At 64.6% G+C, this 20,475-nt stretch carries 22 protein-coding genes; 5 read left to right on the plus strand and 17 right to left on the minus strand.

The annotated features are described in order from the left end of the window. Nucleotides 1-4: 4 nt before the first annotated feature. The 3 genes from CZ338_RS00410 to CZ338_RS00420 all read right to left on the minus strand — a co-directional run bounded on the left by CZ338_RS00410 (nucleotide 5) and on the right by CZ338_RS00420 (nucleotide 2,533). On the minus strand, nucleotides 5-634 hold the full coding sequence (locus CZ338_RS00410; protein ID WP_087116071.1) for a dTMP kinase: 630 nt from the start codon (nucleotides 632-634) through the stop codon (nucleotides 5-7). Then, nucleotides 634-2,082 (minus strand): adenosylhomocysteinase, encoded by a 1,449-nt coding sequence (gene ahcY / locus CZ338_RS00415; RefSeq protein WP_087116073.1) that lies wholly within the window; start codon nucleotides 2,080-2,082, stop codon nucleotides 634-636. Before ahcY ends, CZ338_RS00410 begins: the two co-directional genes overlap by 1 nt. Before the next feature lie 97 nt (nucleotides 2,083-2,179). Continuing rightward, a complete protein-coding gene (locus CZ338_RS00420) occupies nucleotides 2,180-2,533 on the minus strand; it encodes a DUF4259 domain-containing protein (protein WP_087116074.1) in 354 nt (117 codons plus the stop codon). A 276-nt stretch (nucleotides 2,534-2,809) separates the two neighbouring features. On the opposite strand from CZ338_RS00420, the gene CZ338_RS00425 reads away from it, so the two are divergent. Next, nucleotides 2,810-3,628, plus strand: a complete 819-nt coding sequence (locus CZ338_RS00425; protein WP_143341218.1) for a hypothetical protein — start codon at nucleotides 2,810-2,812, stop codon at nucleotides 3,626-3,628. Here CZ338_RS00425 and manA read toward each other — a convergent pair. The 4 genes from manA to CZ338_RS00445 form a co-directional block, all read right to left on the minus strand. After that, nucleotides 3,625-4,815, minus strand: coding sequence for a mannose-6-phosphate isomerase, class I (gene manA / locus CZ338_RS00430; protein ID WP_087116078.1), 1,191 nt, complete (start codon nucleotides 4,813-4,815; stop codon nucleotides 3,625-3,627). The genes CZ338_RS00425 and manA overlap by 4 nt on opposite strands. A gap of 23 nt (nucleotides 4,816-4,838) precedes the next feature. Next, nucleotides 4,839-5,858, minus strand: coding sequence for a hypothetical protein (locus tag CZ338_RS00435; RefSeq protein WP_087116080.1), 1,020 nt, complete (start codon nucleotides 5,856-5,858; stop codon nucleotides 4,839-4,841). A 10-nt stretch (nucleotides 5,859-5,868) separates the two neighbouring features. Next, nucleotides 5,869-7,278, minus strand: a complete 1,410-nt coding sequence (locus CZ338_RS00440) for a phosphomannomutase/phosphoglucomutase (RefSeq protein ID WP_087116082.1) — start codon at nucleotides 7,276-7,278, stop codon at nucleotides 5,869-5,871. Nucleotides 7,279-7,349: 71 nt separating this feature from the next. Continuing rightward, nucleotides 7,350-7,832 (minus strand): DUF3499 domain-containing protein, encoded by a 483-nt coding sequence (locus CZ338_RS00445; RefSeq protein WP_087116083.1) that lies wholly within the window; start codon nucleotides 7,830-7,832, stop codon nucleotides 7,350-7,352. Nucleotides 7,833-7,926: 94 nt separating this feature from the next. On the opposite strand from CZ338_RS00445, the gene CZ338_RS00450 reads away from it, so the two are divergent. Beyond that, entirely contained in the window at nucleotides 7,927-8,406 is a 480-nt protein-coding gene (locus CZ338_RS00450; RefSeq protein WP_087116085.1) for a metallopeptidase family protein, read from the plus strand. A 122-nt stretch (nucleotides 8,407-8,528) separates the two neighbouring features. Here CZ338_RS00450 and CZ338_RS00455 read toward each other — a convergent pair whose 3' ends face one another. From CZ338_RS00455 to CZ338_RS00465, 3 genes are all read right to left on the minus strand, one after another. Continuing rightward, nucleotides 8,529-8,819 (minus strand): WhiB family transcriptional regulator, encoded by a 291-nt coding sequence (locus CZ338_RS00455; protein WP_282597884.1) that lies wholly within the window; start codon nucleotides 8,817-8,819, stop codon nucleotides 8,529-8,531. 338 nt (nucleotides 8,820-9,157) lie between these two features. Continuing rightward, nucleotides 9,158-10,246, minus strand: coding sequence for a mannose-1-phosphate guanylyltransferase (manB, locus tag CZ338_RS00460; protein WP_087116087.1), 1,089 nt, complete (start codon nucleotides 10,244-10,246; stop codon nucleotides 9,158-9,160). Nucleotides 10,247-10,435: 189 nt separating this feature from the next. Further along, on the minus strand, nucleotides 10,436-11,344 hold the full coding sequence (locus CZ338_RS00465; RefSeq protein WP_087116163.1) for a glycosyltransferase family 2 protein: 909 nt from the start codon (nucleotides 11,342-11,344) through the stop codon (nucleotides 10,436-10,438). A 175-nt stretch (nucleotides 11,345-11,519) separates the two neighbouring features. Here CZ338_RS00465 and CZ338_RS00470 point away from each other — a divergent pair, with 175 nt between their 5' ends. Both CZ338_RS00470 and CZ338_RS00475 read left to right on the plus strand, forming a co-directional pair. Beyond that, nucleotides 11,520-13,100: an LCP family protein gene (locus CZ338_RS00470; protein ID WP_087116089.1), complete on the plus strand. Its 1,581-nt coding sequence runs from the start codon at nucleotides 11,520-11,522 to the stop codon at nucleotides 13,098-13,100. Nucleotides 13,101-13,174: 74 nt separating this feature from the next. Beyond that, a complete protein-coding gene (locus CZ338_RS00475; protein ID WP_407919347.1) occupies nucleotides 13,175-14,128 on the plus strand; it encodes a TIGR03089 family protein in 954 nt (317 codons plus the stop codon). On the opposite strand, the gene CZ338_RS00480 is transcribed toward CZ338_RS00475, so the two are convergent. The 3 genes from CZ338_RS00480 to CZ338_RS00490 are packed head-to-tail and all read right to left on the minus strand — an operon-like array spanning nucleotide 14,044 to nucleotide 16,240. Continuing rightward, nucleotides 14,044-14,457: a YdcF family protein gene (locus CZ338_RS00480; RefSeq protein WP_407919349.1), complete on the minus strand. Its 414-nt coding sequence runs from the start codon at nucleotides 14,455-14,457 to the stop codon at nucleotides 14,044-14,046. The genes CZ338_RS00475 and CZ338_RS00480 overlap by 85 nt on opposite strands. Before the next feature lie 58 nt (nucleotides 14,458-14,515). Then, nucleotides 14,516-15,022: a 5-(carboxyamino)imidazole ribonucleotide mutase gene (gene purE / locus CZ338_RS00485; protein WP_087116093.1), complete on the minus strand. Its 507-nt coding sequence runs from the start codon at nucleotides 15,020-15,022 to the stop codon at nucleotides 14,516-14,518. Nucleotides 15,023-15,040: 18 nt separating this feature from the next. Then, on the minus strand, nucleotides 15,041-16,240 hold the full coding sequence (locus CZ338_RS00490; protein WP_268875416.1) for a 5-(carboxyamino)imidazole ribonucleotide synthase: 1,200 nt from the start codon (nucleotides 16,238-16,240) through the stop codon (nucleotides 15,041-15,043). Between the two features lie 421 nt (nucleotides 16,241-16,661). Between CZ338_RS00490 and budA the strand changes: the two genes are divergently transcribed. Continuing rightward, nucleotides 16,662-17,387: an acetolactate decarboxylase gene (gene budA / locus CZ338_RS00495; RefSeq protein ID WP_087116097.1), complete on the plus strand. Its 726-nt coding sequence runs from the start codon at nucleotides 16,662-16,664 to the stop codon at nucleotides 17,385-17,387. Here the strand turns inward: budA and CZ338_RS00500 are convergent. The 4 genes from CZ338_RS00500 to CZ338_RS00515 all read right to left on the minus strand — a co-directional run bounded on the left by CZ338_RS00500 (nucleotide 17,384) and on the right by CZ338_RS00515 (nucleotide 20,472). After that, the gene (locus CZ338_RS00500; RefSeq protein ID WP_087116099.1) at nucleotides 17,384-18,322 is read right to left on the minus strand and encodes a nucleotidyl transferase AbiEii/AbiGii toxin family protein; all 939 of its coding nucleotides are present in this window, start codon (nucleotides 18,320-18,322) and stop codon (nucleotides 17,384-17,386) included. The genes budA and CZ338_RS00500 overlap by 4 nt on opposite strands. Further along, entirely contained in the window at nucleotides 18,315-19,211 is an 897-nt protein-coding gene (locus CZ338_RS00505; RefSeq protein ID WP_087116165.1) for a type IV toxin-antitoxin system AbiEi family antitoxin domain-containing protein, read from the minus strand. Before CZ338_RS00505 ends, CZ338_RS00500 begins: the two co-directional genes overlap by 8 nt. Before the next feature lie 74 nt (nucleotides 19,212-19,285). After that, the gene (locus CZ338_RS00510; protein ID WP_087116101.1) at nucleotides 19,286-19,729 is read right to left on the minus strand and encodes a hypothetical protein; all 444 of its coding nucleotides are present in this window, start codon (nucleotides 19,727-19,729) and stop codon (nucleotides 19,286-19,288) included. 11 nt (nucleotides 19,730-19,740) lie between these two features. Beyond that, a complete protein-coding gene (locus CZ338_RS00515; protein WP_087116103.1) occupies nucleotides 19,741-20,472 on the minus strand; it encodes a biotin--[acetyl-CoA-carboxylase] ligase in 732 nt (243 codons plus the stop codon). Nucleotides 20,473-20,475 lie beyond the last annotated feature (3 nt).

Here is a 20,475-nt window from a genome sequence, read left to right on the forward strand (position 1 = left end):
CTCCTTAAACGCGCAGGTGCCCAATCGCTTCAATAATAGGCACCGCATCTGTCGCGCGAATCCAGCGACCCTCCCAGCCAGTCTCCGCCATCTCCACGTATGCGGCGTACGTCGCGTCTTGGAGCGCCGTATCGCGCTCGTAGCGGTCGCGGGTGCGCGTCGCGTCCTCCTGCTCGCGCTTCGCGGCCCGCTCCCGCGCGGTGTCCGGCGAGGTGCCAACGAGCACCTGCAGGTCCGGCCGCGGGAGCCCGAGGCGATCGAATTCGAACTCGGCGACCCATGCGCGGTCGTCGATACGCCCCGTGCGCGCCGATGTGTACGCCGCATTCGAGGCGACGTAGCGGTCGAGCAAGAGCACATCGCTTGGCGACGACGCCCACTGCCGCAGCTCCCCGACCACCCCGTACCGGTCGAGGGCGAACAGTGTCGCCATACCGTGGGCGGAGTCGGTGAGGTCGCCCATCTTGCCGTGCAGCGCGTCGGCCGCGAGCTGTGCGTGGAGAGATTCGTTGTAGCGCGGGAACGACATGGTCGCCGCGCTATCGATCCCGTCGGTGGCCGCGAGTTCGCGGATCAGTTTTTGAACGAGCGTGTTCTTGCCGGCGCCGTCAATGCCTTCGAGAGCGATGATCATTAGTAGCGGTAGTGCTCCGGCTTGAACGGGCCGGCGACGTCGACACCGATGTATTCGGCCTGCTCTTTGGACAGCTCGGTGAGCGTGCCGCCGAGGGCTTCGACGTGGATGCGGGCGACCTTCTCGTCGAGGATCTTGGGCAGGCGGTACACCTGGTTCTCGTACTGGCCGTTGTTGGTGAACAATTCGATCTGCGCGATGGTCTGGTCGGCGAAAGAGTTGGACATCACGAACGACGGGTGGCCCGTGGCGTTGCCCAGGTTGAGCAGGCGGCCTTCGGACAGGACGATGATCGAGTTGCCGGACGGCAGGGTGAACTGGTCCACCTGCGGCTTGATGTTCAGGCGGGTGACGTCCTCGCGGTGCAGCAGGGAAGCCATGTCGATCTCGTTGTCGAAGTGGCCGATGTTGCCCAACACGGCGTGGTCCTTCATCTTCAGCATGTCGTCGAATGTGATGATGCCGAGGTTGCCCGTGGCGGTGATGATGATGTCGGCGTCCGCGATGGCTTCGTCGACGGTGACCACACGGTAGCCGTCCATGAGCGCCTGCAGGGCGTTGATCGGGTCGACCTCGGTGACCGACACGATCGCACCCTGGCCGTCGAGAGCCTCGGCAACGCCCTTGCCCACATCGCCGTAGCCGCAGACGAGAGCCTTCTTGCCGCCGATGAGCATGTCGGTGCCACGGTTGATGCCGTCGATGACGGAGTGCCGGGTGCCGTAGCGGTTGTCGAACTTGGACTTGGTCACCGCGTCGTTGACGTTCATCGCCGGGAACGGCAGGGTGCCCTCGTTGGCGAAGTGGTAGAGGCGGTGGACACCGGTGGTGGTCTCCTCCGTCACGCCCTTGACGGACTTCGCGGTCTCCGTCCACTTCTGCGGCTGGTCAGCCAACGTCTCGCGGAGCATGTTGAAGAAGGCGACCTGCTCGTCGGAATCGGTGCCAGCGGCAGCCGGAACAGCACCGGCGTTTTCGAATTCGGCGCCCTTGATCACGGCCATGGTGGCGTCGCCGCCGTCGTCGAGAATCATGTTCGGGTACACGCCCTCACCCCAGCTGAAGATCTGGTTCATGCACCACCAGTACTCTTCGAGAGTCTCGCCCTTCCACGCGAAGACGGGCACGCCCTTCGGATCCTCCGGGGTGCCGTCCTTGCCCACAACGATGGCGGCGGCAGCTGCGTCCTCCGTGGAGAAGATGTTGCAGGACGCCCAGCGGACCTCCGCCCCCAGGGCCGTCAGCGTCTCAATGAGCACCGCCGTCTGGGTGGTCATGTGGATCGCGCCAGCAATGCGGGCACCAGCGAGCGGCTGCTCCTCCGCATACTCGCGGCGCAGCTGCATCAGGCCCGGCATTTCGTGCTCGGCCAGGTCGATCTGCTTGCGGCCCGCCTCGTGCAGCGACAGGTCGGCGACCTTGAAGTCCTGGCTGAGATCCTGGTTCATTGACATGTTCTCCTTGGTTGGAACGCGTGAATCGCTTCGAATTTGTTACTGACTGTGGCTAGCTACCGTGGCTAGCTTAGGTCGTGCGCCGCGGGGATTAGGACAGAGCCTCGATGAACTGGTCCACGTCCTGCTCGGAGTCGATGTCTTCGAGGATGGCCACTGCTGCGTCGACAAGCTTCTCGTCGAGCTCGACCGAGGACGCGCGGATGAAAGAATGTGTGTCCGCGATTTCCCCGGCACTGTACGGTGCACCCGCCCAAATCGCTGCGATGGTGGCTGCGGCCTGGCCGTTGAGCAGCTCCTCATCCGTAGCGTTGTCCTTGTCCAGGGCGAGCAGACACGCGTCGCGCACCGCCTCCACTGTCTCCTCGTGGTCCATGTCAGCGAGGTCGTCGAGAAAGTCGACGTTCGCGTCCTCGTTGAAAATGGCCAAGTCCCAAGTGCTCACGCCGCTCTCCTTCCGGCTCGTTTCCCCGCCGCCGCAATAGTCCGTATCAGTGGGGTTGATCAGTCACGTCCACTTCTACTGGCTCTTCGACCGTCTGTCCACCATGAACCGCGGCTAATTCCCCGCACTATTTTCCGCGGCGGGGCTAGATTCGTTGCCGATTCCTTGATAGCTTGTTACCGAGTTGTTATCCGAGCTGAGAAATCGAGAGACAAACAAGACACACGAACACCCCGGACCAGCGGGGGCCTCGCGCAGAGGAAGGAGATGCCGGACATGGAACTGACCAGCCGCCGCTTCGCCATCTTTCTCGCATCCGGTCTGTCGCTGGCCGTCATCGTCGGTGTTTTGGTGTGGAAGGTCTCCGATGCAGGTGTGAACCTGACTGGCCAGCAAACAGAGATCGCTGGCCAGCCGGTCGCAGCCGCTGATGCGGACGAGCGGAGCACGAAGAAAACGGCTGTGTCCTCGGAAACGAGCTCCACGACGGACCGCCGCCGCGACGAGAACGGCGAAAGCGCCAACACCGACACCGCTGGCACCGGAAACGGAAACAACGGAGATACCCAGGCGGGCGAGGGCTTCGATCCTCTTGCTCCACGCAACGCCAACCTTGATGGTGCCCGCGGCGGCTCGGAGGAGATCTCTTACTACCGCCCGACGAATGCGGCACCGGCCCCGCAGACCACGCGCACGTCGGCCCCGGAGCAGACACAACAGCCGAACAGCGGCGGGTACGTCCCGGCGGAGCGGGGAGAACCGACGCGGACCACTGTCCGGCCGAATTCCACGACCGTCGTGCCGGAGCAGCCGGAGGAGCCGCAGCAACCCAGCGAAGGCGACGCGGAGGGCACATCACCGGCGAACACCGAGCCGCAGAAGGCTTCAGAGGAAGAAGAGAACTCAGCTGGCGCCCAGGTCACCTCCGAGATCGCCGAGAAGGCCCTGAACGCCGGCCAAGCAGCAGTAGGCTCCAGGAATCAGGACGGAGACAGTCCGAAGCGGCCGGAGGACCCATTCTCCGCATCCACGCGCGTGCCACTCGCCCCTGCCGAGAATGCCGGCACCGAAAACGGGGCGGAAGCGAATAACTAGCGCGTCACCCGGGCGTAGAAGACCTCGGCGTTCTCATTGCCGCGCGCCGTCACCCGCGCATCCGGGTCGCTCGCCGGGATCCATGCCGCGCTGCCCGGCGTCAGTTCCAACGGGCCGCAGTTCGCGGTACCACCGGTGCACAGCACAATCGCGGGACCGGATGTGGCTACATCGAAGCCGTCACCGGGAGCCAGTTCGTAACGCGTGAGCCTGAAATCCCGCACGGGTACATCGAAGTCGTGTGCGCCACCAGCGGCGCTGTCCCCCACTCGTGGGTCATCCAACGGCGTGAAGTCCGTGATGCGCACTAGTTCCGGCACATCCACATGCTTCGTGGTCAGCCCGCCGCGCAGGACATTATCGGAGTTAGCCATGATTTCCACGGCCATGCCTTCCACATAAGCGTGAAGCCGCCCGGCACCGAGGTACAGTGCCTCGCCCGGCGCGAGCTCGATGTAGTTGAGCAGCAACGACGCCAACACTCCGACATCGCCCGGGTATGCATGGGCAAGCTGGTCAAAGCACCGCACGGCCTCGCGCATCCACAACGGAGCATGAGCAAAGCTCCGCTTATCGACGCACCCCCTCACCCCCTCAATCACCTCCACCCTCTTCACCCGCGGCAGGGAGATCCATGTGGTGAACAGGGCGCGGAGCCCCTCTTCTTGGTCTGCCGTGTGCAGCATGGCGGAGTAGCGGGACAATTCTGGGCAGTCGAGGTGATCGAAGAGTGCGAGGGTTCGCTCCACCGCCCGCAACCCAGCTAAGGCGCGGAACGGCGTGAGCGCGACAAGCAGCTCCGGTTTGTGGTTGGGGTCCTTGTAATTCCGTTGAGGTGCGTCCAGCGGGATCCCGGCGGCGTTTTCCGCTTCGAAGCCTGCGCGCGCTTGAGCCGCAGTGGGGTGCGCCTGGATGGACAAAGGTGAATCTGCCGCGAGGATTTTGAGCAGGAACGGCAAAGAGTCGCCGAATTCACCCCGAACAGCCGGCCCAAGAGCGTCCACCGGATCATCAGCGATGACGTCGTCGAGCCCCACTTCACCGACCGTGGCGGGTGCCGCCGGGTGCGCCCCGAACCACAGCTCCGCCTGGGGCGAGGCCGCAGGTGAGTCTTCCCCGCGCAGCTGAGCCAACAGTGTGCGTGAGCCCCACGGGTACGTCTGCAGCGCTGGGGTGAGCAGCTCCACTTTCTTGCCTTTCAGGTTCTCATTCAGCTGGCGGCCTGCATCGCGGTGGCCGCCAGCCCCCGCACGATGAGCCGGAGCGCCCCGACGATCTCACCGTCATCAGCACTGTCCTCGATGTACTCAGCTCGTGCCCCGAGCAGGTGCGGTTCGCGCTGCGCCCACACAACGACCTTCACCGGCACATGCGCGGGCGGGCCGTCGATGAATGGGTCGTAGAAGATATCGTCCACACCGCCCGAGCCGCCGGATGGAGCGGAACCATCCGTCTCCCCGCTGTATTCCAGCGCCGCGGCCAGATCCTCTTGCCCGACGAAGCCACTGGGCAGACCCCGGGCAGACCACAGTGCAGCGACGAGCCGCGCCACCGCCGCGCCGGTGGCGGTGTAGCCGGTGTGCAGGATGCGGGCGCCCTCTGCATACTCGCGCAGTTGTCGCGCCAGGTTCACAGTCGTGTCGCGTTCCGGGGAGAGCTGGCGGAGCTCCTCGTCGACGGCATCAGCCATGACGTTGAGACCGCAGGGCGAGTGAGACAGTTCGGCGCATACCGCAGTGACAGCGGCGATTGTCCGCATGGGGGATGCACCGTCCGCGGTCGGCGGGGCCGGAAGAAGAATGACGCCGCGCGGGGCACCCTCTACCACGGGCCCGTCCACCGGCCCCGCGAGAATCACCTCGGCGCCGCGGCCGGCAGCCGCAACCACCTGCCGGGTGACAGTCTCCGCGTCTGGGGCGTCCCCGACCACCACGACCACGTCGAGCGCACCCACGAATTCCGGCAGTGTCCGCGTTATCATCACTGGGGCACGGCCGAAGGCGTTGAGCGCGGCTGCGCATTCCGCCGCGGCTTCGGACACCGCATCGGTGACCAGTAGCACCACGCTGCGCGGTGAGGACCCGCGTAGCCCGGCCAGCATGCCGGCGGCTTCAGCGACAGCGCGGACATGCGCGCCCTCGTGCGCGACGTCGAAGAACCGCACCGTTTCGCGGTCGTACTCGGCGGCACCGTCGTAGTAGCTGCGGTCCGGATCCGTCTGTGGGCTCATACCCCGCACCTTAACCGCGGATGATGCCCAGCACCTCGTCCACAAGAGCGTCGACCTCTTCTTGGGTCTCCGCCTCCACGTTAAGGCGCAGCAGCGGCTCGGTGTTGGACGCGCGGACGTTGAACCACGCCTTGGTGCCAGCCAGAGAGACAGTCACACCGTCGAGCCGGTCGACGCTCTCGGTGCGGTCCGCGAACGCTTCCACGACCTTGTCCATCGTGCCCTGCTGGTCAGCGACCTCGGAGTTGATCTCGCCGGACGCCGCGTAACGGTTGTAGCTGGCCATCAGTTCCGACAGCGGCTTGTCCTGCTCAGCCAGAGCCGCCAAGACGTGGAGTGCCGCGACCATGCCGGAGTCCGCGTTGAAGAACTCGGCGAAGTAGTAGTGTGCGGAGTGCTCACCACCGAACAGCGCGCCCTTGTCCGCCATTTGCGCCTTAATGTAGGAGTGGCCCACGCGCGTGCGCACAGCGGTGCCGCCCTGGGCTTCAATCAGCTCGGGCACTGCCTGAGAGGTGATGGCGTTGTAGATGATCGTCGCTCCGGGGGATTTCTCCAGCGTGCGCTCGGCTATCAGCGCCGTGATCGCCGACGGGGAGACCGGCTCGCCCTTTTCGTCCACGACAAAGCAGCGGTCCGCGTCGCCGTCGAAGGCCAGGCCGATATCAGCGCCTTGCTTGACGACGAACCCCTGCAAGTCCACCAAATTCTTCGGATCCAGGGGGTTGGCCTCGTGGTTGGGGAACGTGCCGTCGAGCTCGAAGTAGAGCGGGCGAATATCCAAGTTGTCTTCTTCGCCCAGCACCGCCGGGACGGTGTGGCCGGCCATGCCGTTGGCGGCGTCGACCGCGACGACGAGCTTCCGGTCGCTCGGCACCGGCACGAGGTCCCGGAGAAAGTCCGCGTAGTCGCCGAGGATGTCGCGCTGGGTGACAGTTCCTGCATCGCCGTCGTAGGCAGGAACACCGCCGACAAGCATGTCAGTGATTTCAGCCAAACCCGTGTCCTGAGAAACCGGGGTTGCACCGGTACGGCACAGCTTGATGCCGTTGTACTGGGCCGGGTTGTGGGATGCGGTGAACATTGCTCCGGCGCAACCAATCACACCGGCCGCGAAGTACAGCTCGTCGGTGGAGGTCAGACCGAGCTCGAGCACGTCGAGCCCCTGGCTGACCACACCGCGGCCGAATGCCGCGGCCAAGGCCGGTGAGGAGGGGCGCATGTCGTGGCCGACAGCGACGGTGGTCTCTCCTTCCCCGCGCAGGATCGACGCGAAGGCGGCGCCAGCATCGAAGACGAAGTCCTCGTCCACGGTGGCTTTGTCAGCCGGCTCGACGACACCGCGGATGTCATAGGCCTTGATCGCCGCTTCGACGTTCTCGCGGGAGCGGGTGCGGGGGTTCGACGGTTGTTCAGTCATGCCAACCAATCTTAAACCTGTGCGCGACCATCGAGGTCCGGCCAGAGCCGAAGCTGCAGATCGGCGGGGAATCAGTCCTGCTCAGCAGGGCTACCGGGGTCACCGGTGTCTTCGGCATCTGGGTCCGGAACGACGGTCAGATGCGCGCGGCGAGCCGCCTTATGCTCAGCGAGGTGCTCCCCCACCCGCTTGGTGCGGTAGACGGGGTGATTGGATGTGTCGGGGTTGGTGAAGTCTCGCTCGCTGTCGAATTCAATCGGGTCCTGCGTGGTGTCCACCAGGCCCGTGGTGACGCGACCGGCCTCGCTGACGGCTTGGGCCAGCGCGGTGATCTCTTCTTCGTCCGAAAGCTCGATGTTGTCGATGCGCACCATCTCCCACCCGACAGGCGCCGTGATGTGCTCAGAGTGCCGCTGGCACAGGTCCCACGCGTGCGGGTCCGGCGACGGAGCGAGCGGTCCGACGATGGCGGTTTTCTCGGAGTACGCGTACACGAGGGTGGCGATGGCAGGGCGGCCACACCCGGGGCGGCAACAACGGCGGAAGGTACTCACGGGCCCATAGTCTAAACCCAAGCTTTAAATTTTGGCTCGTGCCACGCGGCGCGCCCGCCTCACCAGCCGCGCGAGCCGCCCTAGATTGGAAGGCATGACTCCCGCCAGCGCTGACTCCACGCGCCTGCCTATACGGCGCGACCGCCACGAGCGCGGCGTGCGCGGACCTATCCTTCCCGTCGCAGTGCCCCGCTACCGCACCCGCTCCACGGACTTCGACCAGGCAGTGCTGGAAGCGTACGCCCCGCTGCAAAACCGGTTCTTTGAGCAGCTCACCGGGGTGGACCTAGCCGTGGACACGATCCCCCGCATGCGGCTGAGCTCCGACATGATCATCCCCGACGAGATCTTCGCCGACGGACCCGTCCCCCTCGCCCGAGTACTGCAGGCAGGTGTAGACCGCGCCGGCAACCCGACGCGCGCCCGGATCGTGCTTTTCCGCATGCCCATCGAGCAGCGCACCACGAACGCGATTGAGCGCGCCGAACTACTAGACACCACCCTCACCGCGCTCGTCGCGCACTACTTGAACCTCGACCCGCGGGACATCAACCCCCGGTTCCAGTGGCTCTGACCGCCAAAAGATAAAGGCCGGCGCCCCCCAATCAGGCCTGACCCCTGAACGAAAAAACCACAGGCGCACGCCTGCGGTCAATAATTCTCGTGGATCTCCCCGGCCCAACGCGGCCGGTGCGTCTAGCCGATCTGCTTGCGCAGACGACGGCGCTCACGGTCGGAGAGCCCGCCCCAGATACCGAAGCGCTCATCGTGCTCGAGCGCATACTCGAGGCATTCGTCGCGCACGGCGCATGCCTGGCAGATGCGCTTCGCTTCACGTGTGGAGCCACCCTTTTCCGGGAAGAACGCCTCCGGGTCGGTCTGAGCGCACAGGGCTTGGTCCTGCCACTCCTGCTCGACGGTGCCGAACAGTTCGTCGAGGGTCATTCCGCCCGCGGCCGCGCCGCGGAGAGTGGCGCCTGAAACCATGTCTTCCACGCCGTCCCCTTTCTGAGTCTCGTCTGTCGCCGTGTTGCTGCCGTGGCACCTATAGCCAAAGCCCGCCATGAAGCAATGCCGTCAACACTGCCCCGCTCGCGGGGTGCTGATTACACTAATGTGATTAGACCCTCGCGCACTAAATAGCGTCAACACGAAGCACGGCAAAACTATCCGCCCGCTGGGGATTAGCGCCCGTTTGGGCCGTGGCGCGCAACACCAGTCACACGAGTCACATGCCACCCGGTCCGGGGGTAGATAGCGGGGGCACTACATCTAGTAGGTGGCTCCCCTGCTGACAACTAATCGGCTGCTCCCCCGGCGTGTCGCTACGCGTCCGGCGAAAAACGGATTCCCAGATCCGGGATAGTCACGCCCGGCCACACACGCATGCCCGCTTGCAGCTCGCAGCGGGCACCGATGCTCACGCCGTCTCCGATGACGCAATCCTGGATGCGGGCATTCGCACCGATGGTCGTTCCGGAGGCGATGATGGAATCCCGGATCACGGCGCCCGGCTCAATGGTCACACCGTCGAAGACAACGCAGTCATCCAAGCGGCAGCCAGCACCGATGGTGGATCCCCTCCCCACAGAAGTGCCGCCGACCAGGATGGCGCCGCCGGCTACGCCAACGGAATCGTCGACAAGCGACTCTCCCGTGCGCCCCTCCAACAGCGGGGAGGGCGCGATGCCGCGGACGAGGTCCGACGAGCCCTGCACGAAGTCCGACGGGCGGCCCATGTCCCGCCAATAAGTAGTGTCCACATGGCCGTAGACTCGCGCGCCGGACTTGAGCAGGCCCGGGAACGTCTCACGTTCGACGGAGACGACGCGGCCCGCCGGAATGGAACGGATGACGTCGCGTTCGAAGACATAGCAGCCGGCGTTGATCTGATCTGTCGGTGGAGCTTCCGTCTTTTCCAGGAACGCCTCCACACGGCCGTCGGCGGCGGTGGGCACGGAACCGAACTGGCTAGGGTCCGGGACGCGTACGAGGTGCAACGTCACATCCGCGTCATTGTCGGCGTGCGTCTGCAAAATGCCGCTCAGATCCGCGCCGGAGAGCACGTCGCCGTTGAAGATCATGGCCGTGTCAAAGCGCAGGTGCGACTCCACGTTGCGGATCGCCCCGCCTGTACCGAGGGCTTCTTCCTCCACGACGTACTCGATGTCCAAGCCCATCTCGGAACCGTCGCCGAAGTACTCCTCGAAGACCTCCGCCTTGTACGAGGTACCCATGACCACGTGCTGGATGCCCGCTGCCTTAATGCGCGCCAGCAAGTGCGCAAGGAAAGGATAGCCAGCGGTGGGCAGCATCGGCTTCGGCGTGGATACAGTCAGCGGACGCAGCCGCGTCCCCTGGCCTCCCACGAGCACAACTGCGTCGATCTGGGCGGGGTCTACCGTGGATGCCATGGTGGCGCAGCCTTTCTGTCGGTTTCTAGCTAGTCGGCGCAAGCAGTATTGCCTGCACCCGCTAAAGGGTGTGCGCCTTAACCTATCCCCTCACGCACGGGAAACCGCGGTTTGACAGGGCAGGCACGGCTGGAGAGTGTCGTAGAACTCATCGGAAATCCGCTGCCTAAGGCATGAGGCCGCCGGAATCTAACCCAGCACCCGTGCCAGCGCGGCTCGACCTTTGAGCCCGAGCCACAACGCGGCGCGCACCGGCGCCTGCCACAGGTGCGGGTGGCGGTCCGCCTGGAAGCGGTACGCGGAATCATGGTGCGCGGGCACCGTCACGCGCGAATGCTTCTTGGCGGAATGGCCCTGGTCGTGGAAGATCACGGAATCCGGGCAGAAGATATTGTCCCACCCGGCACGGGAGAGCCGGTCGCCGAAATCGATGTCCTCGAAGTACATGAAGTAGCGCTCGTCGAAGCCCCCGATGGCATCGAAAGCGTCCCACCGCACGAGCAGGCACGAGCCGGACAACCAACCGGCGGGGCGCACGTCGCTGAGGTTCTCCCCCGCCCGGTAAGCCTTGCTGAACGGGTTGCCCGGCCACACCGGGTACAGCACGGCGTGGCCGATACCGGTGAGCAAGGTAGGAACCTCGCGCGCCGAGGGGTACGCGGATCCGTCCAACTCCTCGATCCGCGGGCCCACCGCCCCGGCGCGCGGGTGATCCGCGGCGCACGTCAGAAGCGCATCGAGGGAGCCGGGGCTGAATTCCACGTCGGGGTTGACAATGAGGAAGTACTCTCCGTCAATCTCCCCCGCCTCACGCGCCGGAGAGAGGTGCCTGGCAGCCGCATTGATCGCGGCACCGTAACCGATGTTTCCCCCTGTGGGCAGGAAGTCCACGTCCTCGCGTTCGGCGGCCATGGTCTGCGGCACGCCATCGGTGGAGCCGTTGTCGGCGCAGATCAACCGCGTTGGGCGTTCAGTCGCGCGCGAAAGCGAATCCGCGAGCCCCGCAAGGTGCCGCCCCGGCGAGAACGTCACAGTGACTACAGCGAGTGGAACTGCTGGGTCAGCGGCGGCGGTGTCGCGTCCGAAAGTCGTACTCACAGTCCGGCAGCTTACCGCCCGCAGCTGCTGCGGGATCCCGGCGCGCGCGGAGGCGTGCACTATACTTTCCACCTATTGTGATCAACCCTCCGCGCGGGAGGTGTCGGGGCTGTTCTCCGCAGCTCGTTCGACCGTGCGGCGGGCAGCAGGTGGACGATTAAAGGGGCAGCGTTTCGTGAGCGAGAACTACCGGCAGGTGCGCGACATCCAGCCGGCCCCGTCGCGCGTGCGGGATATCAGCCAGTCCGGCCACCCGGCGTTGAAGACAGCCCTGGCCGCGGTGTCCGCTCTCATCATTCTCCTCTCTGGGCTGGGTTATTACTCCGTGGGCCGTCTGGGCGGAAAGCTTTCTTCCACGGATTTGGCGCTTTCGGACGACAAGCTGGACGGCGAGGACGGCGCGGTGGACATTCTCCTCGTCGGCTCGGATTCCCGCACCGACGCGCAGGGCAACCCGCTGAGCGAGGACGAGTTGCGGCGCCTGAACGCGGGCGAAGCGGACGGCGAGCTGAACACGGACACGATTATGGTGATCCGCGTGCCCAACGACGGTTCCCGCGCCACAGCCGTGTCCATCCCGCGCGACACGTATATCCACGATTCCACGTTCGGCAACACCAAGATCAACGGCGTGTACGGCCAGTACGCGAACGCCAAGCGCGACGAATTGCTCGAGGACGGGGAGAAAGAGGGCAAGGCTCTCGAGGAGAAAGTAGCGCAAGCAGGGCAACAGGGGCTTATCGACGCTGTGGCGGACCTCACCGGCGTCGAAGTCGACCACTACGCGCAGGTGGGCCTGCTCGGCTTCGTGCTTCTCACCGACGCTGTCGGCGGTGTGGAAGTGTGCCTGAACGAGGCGGTGGACGAGCCGATGTCCGGTGCGAAATTCCCCGCCGGCCGCTCCACCCTCGACGGCGCACAGGCCCTCGCGTTTGTCCGCCAGCGCCACGACCTCCCCCGCGGCGACTTGGACCGTATCGTCCGCCAGCAAGTGTTCATGGCTTCCTTGGTCAACGAGGCGATCTCCGCCGGCACGCTGTCGAACCCGGCGAAAATGCGCGAGCTGTCCAACGCCGTGGAGCGCTCGGTGAACGTGGACTCCGGCTGGAACATCATGTCCCTGGCCAGCCAGATGTCCGATCTGGCAGCCGGTAATGTCACCTTCTCCACCATCCCGGTCACATCGGTCAACGGTGTGGGCGATTACGGCGAGTCCATTGTCACCGTCGACCCGCAGCAGGTCCGCGACTTCATGCAGGATCTTGCGAAGGAGCAGGAAGAGGCTGAGCAAACTGCCGAGGACAGCGCAGACGGCCAGGACACCGATGCCGGCGCCGCCTCCGAGGCCGATGCGCTTTCGGGCACGTCCGTGACCCTGCTCAACGCCGGCGACACTTCCGGTCTGGCGGGCGCAGTGGGCGACGTGCTGAAGGAGAAGAAGCTCACCATTGAGAGCATCGGCAACGCCACCCCGGGCATCTACGATTCCTCGCAAATCGTTGCCCCCAGCGCCGACGACCCGGCGGCGAAGGAGCTGGCTAAGATGCTCGGCGACTTGCCTGTGACTGTCAATGAGTCTTTGGAGCCCGGTTCCCTCATCGTTGTCACCGCCGACGATTACACCGGCCCCGGAGCCGACCAGGCTCTGGACACCAGCGAGGAGAATACCGTGGGCACACCGGGCGAGGACTTCGGCGCAGCCGAGGTCGCTCCCGAGTTCAACGCCGGCGGCACCGGCCCGCGCTGCGTGAACTGATCCTGTGAACTAATTCTCGCGGGGGCCGGGCTCCCCTTCACCTGGCCCCCGCGTTTTCCCTACGATGGGACGGCATGAGCTTGCTCGCCCCGATCCTGTCCACCGACCCCGCTAGCCCCCGGCTGACCGTCTACGACGAAGCGGCCGGCACGCGCATGGAGTTCTCCGGCGTGACTCTGGATAACTGGGCCAACAAGATCGCCAACATGCTCGTCGAGGAATTTGAGCTCGACGACCCGTCCGCCGAACCCCGCATCCTCGTGGACCTGCCTGTGTCCTGGCAGGCTGCGGTGCTGCCCATCGGCATCTACAACGCCGGTCTCTCCTTCACCGTTGGCACCGGGCAGCACGGCGAGCCGAACCCGGGCCAGGACGGCCCCCAGCTGGTGTTCACTACCCCAGCCGCCGTGGAGAACTGGCCGAAATCCACCGACGTGGTCGCGGTGTCCGACGACCCGTTCGGCCGCGGTGTGACGGAAACCGGTGGAACTTTGCCGCCCGGCATCGTCGACTTCGGCCCCACCGTCCGCTTCTACGGCGACCAGTACTACGGTGCGTCCCCCGACCTGGCGCAGTGGCGCGCCGGGGATACCGGCGCCGAGCGTGTGCTCATTCCCGCCTGGACCACCCGCGAGGAATTCGACGCTTCCGTCATGTCGCCCTTGGCCGCGGGCGGCTCCGTCGTGGCCGTGGCGGGGATGGCATCCGCCGAGCGCCCCGCGCAGATCGCCCCCTTCTCTTATACCCACCTCGCTGGTTNTGCTCATTCCCGCCTGGACCACCCGCGAGGAATTCGACGCTTCCGTCATGTCGCCCTTGGCCGCGGGCGGCTCCGTCGTGGCCGTGGCGGGAATGGCATCCGCCGAGCGCCTCGAGCAGATCGCCGAGGCCGAGAAAGTGACACGGCGGCTGGCGTAGCCGCAGCCCCCGGCCACGCGAGCCGTTACCGGCTGGACCACCGGCGGACCAGCTTGCGCCACACCACGCGCGCCGCGGAGTGCGGGACTGCGATGAGCTCGCGGGCATAATTCTTCAACCGCGACTTCCTCGGGGTCGGCGCAGCCACGACCGTGATAGGCACTCCGAGGTGCGCAGCCCACACTCTGGTCCGCGCAACGTGAAAACCGTTGGTGACCACAACCAGACGCGAAGCATCCGGGAACAGTGCCCGGGAATTCTCCAGATTCTCGTTGGTGGAGGTGGCGCGCGGCTCCTCCACAATGCGCTCGGCTGGCACGCCGTGCTCGACAAACCAACGCGCCATGACGCCGGACTCCCCCTTCCCCGTCACCACGAGGGGCGAATCGGGGTGGGAGGAGGAGAGGATTAGAGCCGTCGATAAGCGTGCCTCGAGCATGCGCGACGGTTGGCCCTCCTTGATGCGCGCGCCGAGGACCACCACGGGGTCCGGGCTGTTACTCACCGCCGCCGAGCAGACGCTGGCGCAGCGCCTCGTCCTTACGCTCGACCTCTGCGGCCATGTTGGTCTGGTAATCGACCATTTTTTGCTGGATTGCCGGATCCGAGGCACCCAGGATGCGCGCGGCGAGCAAGCCCGCGTTCTTCGCGCCGCCGATGGAGACGGTGGCCACGGGGACGCCGCCCGGCATCTGCACGATGGACAGCAGCGAATCCAGGCCGTCCAGGTCCTTCAGCGCACGGGGGATGCCGATGACCGGCAGCGGAGTCGCCGCCGCCACCATTCCCGGCAGGTGCGCTGCGCCGCCCGCGCAGGCGATGATGACCTGTAGGCCGCGCTCGTGCGCGCCCTTGGCATAGGCCAGCATTTTCTCCGGCGTGCGGTGCGCGGAGACAACCCCGACTTCGAAGCGGATGCCGAACTCCGCGAGGATCTCCGCCGCCGGTGCGACAGTGTCCCAGTCCGAGTCGGACCCCATGATGATTCCTACCTGCGGTTCCATGTGCGCTCCTTTGGTTTCCTAGTTCTTCGCGGCGCCAGTGCCTGCGCCGGTGCCGTTGACGATGATGTCCGCCGCGGCCTTCGCCCGCTCTAGTACGGTGTCCAGGTCCGCGCCGGACACGTTGACATGCCCCATCTTGCGTCCTGGGCGGTGGCCCTTGCCGTACAGGTGGACCTTCGCGTCCGGGTACTGGCGCATGACCTCCACGACGCGCTCCTCCATCGGCTGCTCCGGCTCGACGTCGGCGCCGAGGGTGTTCACCATGACGGTGTAGGGCGCGGTGGTGTCCACGGAACCGAGCGGCCAGTCCAGCACCGCGCGGAGGTGCTGCTCGAACTGGCTGGTCACGCAGCCGTCCTGCGTCCAGTGCCCGGTGTTGTGCGGGCGCATAGCCAGCTCGTTGACGGTGACCTCACCGTCTTTGGCGAAGAGCTCCACTGCCAGCACGCCCGTGACATTCAGCTCCGTGGCGATCTTCGTGGCCAGCTCCTGGCACTGCGCCGCCTGCTCGTCGGTCATGCCCGGCGCGGGAGCGATCGCCTCGACGCAGATACCGTCGCGCTGGCGGGACTCCACCACCGGCCATGCCCGGACCTCGCCGGACGGGGTGCGCGCCACCATGGCGGACAGCTCCCGGTCAAAGTCGACCTTCCGCTCGGCGTAGAGCGGCGTGCCTTTCTCCAGCAGTTCGGCGACAAGGCTCTCCGCCTCCTCGCGGGTGCCGGGGAACCAGACACCGTGGCCGTCGTAACCGCCGCGGGTGGCCTTGAGGCACATCTCGCCGTCGACAGAATCGAAGAACGCCCCCGCATCATCCGCTGATTCGATCGGCGCGAACTCGGGCACCGGCGCACCGATCTCCTTCATCTTGCGCCGCTGCTCCAGCTTGTCCTGGGCGTAGATCAGCGCACGCGGCTGCGGCTGCACGCTCACACCAGCGGCGATCAGCTCGTCCAAGTACTCGTTAGGCACGTGCTCGTGGTCGAACGTGGCAGCAGCGGCACCGTCAACTACCGCCTTGAGGTCGTCCAAGTTCTTGTAGTCCCCGATGCGCACATCGCCGAAGACCTGCGCCGCCGACGCATCCTCCGAGCCGGCCAGCACCCGCGGCGCGAGCCCCAGCTCGATCGCCTCCGTGTGCATCATGCGGGCCAACTGGCCGTCCCCGATCACCGCGATGATCGGCATTCCCTGTGCATCTCTTTGTGCGTTACTCACGCTTGCCCACTGTAGTGAACAAGCAGGTATCGCATGCCATCAGCTGCCCGTCTGCGCCGGATATGAGCTCCGCGGAAAACAGCGGTCACGCATGCGCCGCAGACGGCGAATCACCGGTCGGGCGGAGTAGGGCGTGCATCATGGCCAACGCTGGGGCAGGCCCCTCGAAGATCTCATCCGCGAGCTCGACTCCCTCTTAGGGGGCCTGGTTTGCCTTTTGTGGTTTGACTTTTGGCCAATCCCCCACAACGCGACCTGCGGTTTTCTTAGTGCGCGAGCGCAAAAGGCAAACCACAAAAGGCAAACCTGCCTCAGCCACCATGGCGCACTCACTGAAACCAGAGGCCACCCGATCCGCGAAACAAGCACCGCACAACCAGCGCAGCCCCCACCCGCCGCGGAGATAGCTACCATCGGCCGTATGACTGCTCTTGGCCGCCACACTGTTTTCCAGAACTCGCTGATGTCCGCGCTCCTCGACGGGATTTATGACGGGGAGATGACCATCGGGCAGATCCTGTCCAAGGGTAACTTCGGCTTGGGCACGTTCGACGGGCTGGACGGCGAGATGATCATTCTCGACGGCACCTGCTACCAGCTGCGTAGCGACGGCACCGCCACCATCGCCGACCTGGAGCAGAAGAGCCCGTTCGCGCAGGTGACCAACTTCGTGCCAAAGATCGTCGCCGACGCGCCGAAGGGCATGAAGCGCGCAGAGCTGTCCAAATTCATCGACGACCTGGAGCCGTCGGGCAACTATTTCCACGCGGTGCGGATCACTGGCACGTTCACCAATGTGGTCACGCGCACGGTGACGAAGCAGTCCAAGCCGTACCCGCCGATGCGTGATGCGGTGGGCGACGACAAGGAGATCACGTTCGAGAACGTCCGCGGCATCATCGGCGGCTTCCGCACGCCGAAGTACGCCAAGGGCATCGGCATCCCGGGCTGCCACGTGCACTTCATCGACGAGGAGCGCACGTCTGGCGGTCACGTCCTCGACTACACGGTGGACGACGCGAAGATCGAGCTGTGCCCCGGCACCGACATGGAGCTGCACCTGCCGCTCACCGCGGACTTCGCTGCCGGCAACCTGTCCCCCGACGACATCGACGACCAGATCCACACCACGGAAGTGAAGAGCTAACCGTCAACCTTCCACGATGAGCTAACGGGATCCCAGGTCGCGCTGTGAGGGCCCGAGTCTGCAGCTAACAGCGGGTTGAGAAGCCGACCAGAAACCGCCAGCGCCCCTTCGAAGGCGCAAAGCTCTTCGCTCCCCCAGCCGAGCTCGGTCGCCTTTTGCTCGTATACGGCTCCCCACCCCGGCTCAGGCTCCCTCATTTCGTTTGGGAGGTCCACCCCGCGCAGTTTGCATTGTTGTTCCAACGCGCGTCTCAGCGAATCTGCTGCAACCGAGAGCTTCGATGCCATCAGGGCGATGTCGAAGAAATCGTGGTAGCGGGTTGACGCTTTCCCCGGTGGTGTTTCTCCATAGCGGTCATACATTGCAGCGACCTTGTCCGCGATCTGGTTTTCCACTGGGTAAGAAGTGACTTTGAAAGCAATAGGAAAGAAATCAGTGACGAGGTGAAAGCTGGACTTCACTGTCACCTCTTCAACAGAGCCGCTGACTTCAAGGTCACCGCTGACATCGATATTGAATTCTGCGAATTCGTTCCCCGCACCGAGCCGAACAGCCACTTTTACCCGCTCGTTCTCGACAGGGCCCGCCATCGTTTTCCTAAAGGTCCGCTCTAAGACAAAGGTGTACGGCCCTGCTTGATGGCCATCCATGACTTTCACCAGAAACTCTGCTGCGCTCAATGCTGAGGTCGGATCTACGTGTCGATAGAGGTCCAGATCCTTCGTCTGTCGAGCCCCTGGGATTCGGCAATAGACATTGGTCCCGCCCTTCAACACCCATCCGGCTTCTGCTTGCATCAGCTCGTTGGGAAAGACCTCCCGAAAGAACTGGTTGTAAGCGGTGTTCGGTTGTAACCCCCTTGACTTCGCCTCTTTCTTCAGCGCGCTGGTGATCTGATTGTGCGTGCGCCTGACCTTAGCGGGCCGATCAGTCATTTTCCTCAGCTGCCCTTGGGGTGTTCCGCAACGCCTGACGGAGGATTTGATCAGCATTTTTCCCCGTGGAGAAAGACTGGTTCATTGCTTTTGTTGCATGCTTCATAGCCAATTTCAGTTCGTTAGACATCATTGTGTCACTCCAGATGGCTTGCGCGATTCCACTGAACGATTCCCTAATCGGCTGGAGACTAAGGTCAATGGCTTGCGCGATTCGAGGATCGAAGTCATAAGTGCCAAGACGGTCGGCGAGAAGTGTGCGCAGACCGTCCTCATCTCCCGTGTTCAAACCTAGTGCCGTCTCTTTTCCGTAAAGTGCTTCGAACAGCTCCGTGCGAGTAACCAGATTCTTGTTCCCCGCATCAGAGACCAAACTCGTCAAGTGCTCCGCTTCGTGGCCAGCATCTGCGAGATCGGCGATTGTTCGCGGAACAGTAGTGATTGGCAGCCCGGTTCCTTTATGGATCGCCCACGCGCCGTCCTCTAAATCGGCTCGGTGGAAATGAACCTCCGGCTGGCGGCTACGACGCCTTTTCTCAACCGTGAAGTGGTACCCGTCCGGCCACAAGTCACCAATCCCCCAAAGATCTGCGGCAGTGGTGTGGGAAACGACTGCTTCTTTAGCAAGCGCCTCATCACGCAACCGATCGGCTGCCATCATGTCGGGCCGGATCGCCAGCCATTGGGCTTTGAGTTCAATCACTGCCGACAATGCGGTGCCCGTTATGGCGTAGACGCCGTGACGAACCCGCTCTAGTACTCCTGCTTTCTCAAGCCGCAGCAAATCCGGTGTCTTGATGTCCAGATCGCGCGCCTGAGCAGACGTAAACAACCCCCACTGTTGAGACGCCAGATCCCCCAACAGTTCAGTCGCCTCGCCACTCTCCATGGCACAAAACATATCAAATAGACATTTTTCGTGCCACCAGCCGAGCGGTAGGTGGCACGAAAAATACTCGAGCTCTAAGGCAGCTGTCCCTCGATCAGGGCTTGCACACGCTTCGCGCGCCCCACGTCGGGGAAGTGCACGGCCTCGCCGTACCCGAGGACACCGACATCGATCCCGCCGCGCCGCCGGCGCACACCGCGGATCTGCATGAGCGGGATCGATTCGGTCCGCCCGCGTCCGCCGGGCACGAAGATGACGCGCTTGTTGGTCACCACGAACCGCTGCCGCCGCATCCGGATCAGCGGGAGGACAAAGCGCCACAGCACGATCAGGAACCAGATACACACCACGGCGTTGCGGATTCCGGTATCCATGCCGGAAGCATCCATCCACCCGACGAGCATCCAGGACAGGGCAGTCGCGATGATCAGCTCAAGGAACGGGAAGATCAGTCCGCGCATGGGCGGCGCCATGTCCGCCAGGACGACCTCTCCCCTACCGAGCTTGATCTTTGCCACAGGGCCTCAGATTAATCGGTGGGGCGCAAGTGAGTCACGTCGCCAGTCGAGTAACTGATTCCATCGACGACGATCGCGCCTTGCTTATCGACGTCCCCCGCCACCCCTTCTACCTCTCCCCCCACCGTGTCCAGCCGCACGGTTCGGCCGATGGTGGCGGAGACGGCACGGTAGTCGTCGAGAAGCGACTCATCCCTGTCTTGCCACTGCTCGAGCCTGCGGCCGAGCGCCTGTAGGAGATCGATGGTGAATTCGTCCCAGTCGATGTCGATGCCCTCGAGGTTGAGCGCCGTCGACCAGTCCGTGGGCAGCTCTTCCTCGCGCCATGCCACGTTGACGCCCAGCCCCACGACGATGAGCGGGATGTCCGCGGTGGTGTCGATCTCCCCTAAGATGCCCACGAATTTCTTGCCGTTCAGCAGCACGTCGTTCGGCCACTTCAACTGCGCGTTCGGGATCACGTCCGTCACGGCGAGCCCCGCCGCCAGCGACACCAGCCCCAGGTCGTCCGTGTGCACCAGCTCCGTCGCCACGCTCATGAGCAGGCTCGCCCCCGCTGGCGCCTCCCACTCGCGACCGAGGCGCCCCTTGCCGCTCGTCTGCGTGTCAGCGATGAGCACATGGCCGGGCTCCCCCGATGCCAGCAGCTCCGTATTCGTCGACGACGCGGACTCAACATGGCGCACGTCGCCCCAGTACTCGGCAACCTCGGATTCAATGCGGGCAATGTCCTGAACTGTCATGCG

The sequence above is a fragment of the Corynebacterium urinipleomorphum genome (genome assembly GCF_900155535.1).
Lineage (GTDB): Bacteria > Actinomycetota > Actinomycetes > Mycobacteriales > Mycobacteriaceae > Corynebacterium > Corynebacterium urinipleomorphum.

Excerpts from the sequence above, each read along its gene's own strand:
- CZ338_RS00440 (WP_087116082.1), bottom strand. The coding sequence starts at position 7,278 with ATGACTGAACAACCGTCGAACCCCCGCACCCGCTCCCGCGAGAACGTC.
- CZ338_RS00500 (WP_087116099.1), bottom strand. The coding sequence starts at position 18,322 with ATGACTGATCGGCCCGCTAAGGTCAGGCGCACGCACAATCAGATCACC.
- CZ338_RS00410 (WP_087116071.1), bottom strand. The coding sequence starts at position 634 with ATGATCATCGCTCTCGAAGGCATTGACGGCGCCGGCAAGAACACGCTC.
- CZ338_RS00480 (WP_407919349.1), bottom strand. The coding sequence starts at position 14,457 with ATGCTCGAGGCACGCTTATCGACGGCTCTAATCCTCTCCTCCTCCCAC.
- CZ338_RS00455 (WP_282597884.1), bottom strand. The coding sequence starts at position 8,819 with ATGGTTTCAGGCGCCACTCTCCGCGGCGCGGCCGCGGGCGGAATGACC.
- CZ338_RS00435 (WP_087116080.1), bottom strand. The coding sequence starts at position 5,858 with ATGAGCCCACAGACGGATCCGGACCGCAGCTACTACGACGGTGCCGCC.
- CZ338_RS00450 (WP_087116085.1), top strand. The coding sequence starts at position 7,927 with ATGACTCCCGCCAGCGCTGACTCCACGCGCCTGCCTATACGGCGCGAC.
- purE (WP_087116093.1), bottom strand. The coding sequence starts at position 15,022 with ATGGAACCGCAGGTAGGAATCATCATGGGGTCCGACTCGGACTGGGAC.
- CZ338_RS00425 (WP_143341218.1), top strand. The coding sequence starts at position 2,810 with ATGGAACTGACCAGCCGCCGCTTCGCCATCTTTCTCGCATCCGGTCTG.
- CZ338_RS00515 (WP_087116103.1), bottom strand. The coding sequence starts at position 20,472 with ATGACAGTTCAGGACATTGCCCGCATTGAATCCGAGGTTGCCGAGTAC.
- manB (WP_087116087.1), bottom strand. The coding sequence starts at position 10,246 with ATGGCATCCACGGTAGACCCCGCCCAGATCGACGCAGTTGTGCTCGTG.
- CZ338_RS00505 (WP_087116165.1), bottom strand. The coding sequence starts at position 19,211 with ATGGAGAGTGGCGAGGCGACTGAACTGTTGGGGGATCTGGCGTCTCAA.
- ahcY (WP_087116073.1), bottom strand. The coding sequence starts at position 2,082 with ATGAACCAGGATCTCAGCCAGGACTTCAAGGTCGCCGACCTGTCGCTG.
- budA (WP_087116097.1), top strand. The coding sequence starts at position 16,662 with ATGACTGCTCTTGGCCGCCACACTGTTTTCCAGAACTCGCTGATGTCC.